Source organism: Azospirillum sp. B506, assembly GCF_000333595.1.
GTDB lineage: Bacteria > Pseudomonadota > Alphaproteobacteria > Azospirillales > Azospirillaceae > Azospirillum.
This window is the reverse complement of sequence record NZ_BADK01000019.1, coordinates 1-1,154: the sequence shown is the minus strand read 5'-3', so window position 1 is coordinate 1,154 and position 1,154 is coordinate 1. Positions and strand designations below refer to the sequence as shown.

The 1,154-nt window shown below is 67.4% G+C and carries 1 protein-coding gene; it reads left to right on the top strand.

All coding sequences use genetic code 11. From position 1 onward, the window contains the following. The first annotated feature begins 137 nt into the window (after nucleotides 1-137). A complete protein-coding gene (locus I71_RS00595) occupies nucleotides 138-962 on the top strand; it encodes a TIGR00282 family metallophosphoesterase (protein ID WP_042688655.1) in 825 nt (274 codons plus the stop codon). Nucleotides 963-1,154: the final 192 nt, after the last annotated feature.

Below are 1,154 nucleotides of genomic sequence, written 5' to 3'. Positions count from 1 at the left end.
CTGCGGTGGTGTGGGCCTTCGCCGTGCAGGAGATGCCGGCCGTGCCGGTGGACGGCCATGACGAACGGCTGGACTGGATCGTGACGGAGCGCGAGACGCTCCGCATTCGTAAGTAGTTATTCGGGAAGGTTGGGGCGATGCGGATTCTGTTCTTCGGCGATGTGGTGGGCCGGGCCGGGCGTGAGGCGGTGCTGGCGCACATGCCGATGCTGCGCGAGACGCTGGACCCCGACCTGACCGTGGTGAATGGCGAGAATGCGGCCGGCGGCTATGGCGTCACCGTCAAGATCGCCGAGGAGTTCTTCGAGGCCGGCATCGACGCGGTGACGCTGGGCAACCACAGCTGGGACCAGAAGGAACTGGTCTCCACCATCGAGCAGCAGCCGCGCATCGTCCGCCCGGTGAACTACCCGGAGGGCACGCCCGGCCGCGGCTTCGTCCTGTTGCAGGCGCGCGGCGGGCGGAAGGTGCTGGTCGTCAACGTGCTGCTGCGCCTGTTCATGGAGCCGATGGACGACCCCTTCGCCGCGGTGGACCGGGTGCTGAAGGCGCACCGGCTGGGGCCGGGAGGCGTCGATGCCGTGCTGATCGACATGCATGGCGAGGCGACCAGCGAGAAGATGATCATGGGCCATTTCTGCGACGGCCGCGCCTCGCTGGTGGTGGGCACCCACAGCCATGTGCCGACCGCCGACCACATGGTCCTGCCGAAGGGCACCGCCTACCAGTCCGATGCCGGCATGTGCGGCGATTACGACAGCGCCATCGGCATGAAGAAGGAGGTGGCGCTGGCCAAGATGGTGCGCAAGCTGCCGACCGAGCGGCTGTCGCCGGCGGAGGGCGAGGGCACCGTCTGCGGCTGTTACGTCGAGACCGACGACCGCACCGGTCTGGCGGTCCGCATCGAGCCGTTGCGGATCGGCGGGCGGCTGAGCCGGACTTTGCCGGAGCGGATGCAATAGGGCGTTCACAGCGCGCCCCCGGCCGCGCCGCAATCTCGCCATATTGACTTTCTAATCCCGTGGGTGTCGTCTCCCGCGCCGAAAAGTGCGGTGGGGCGACAGACCTGTTACATGTGTCGTGCGCTCCCCCCGCCCGATTGACCATTTTCCGTTTCGAGGCTCGTTCGACCCATGGCCGGTCATTCCCAGTTC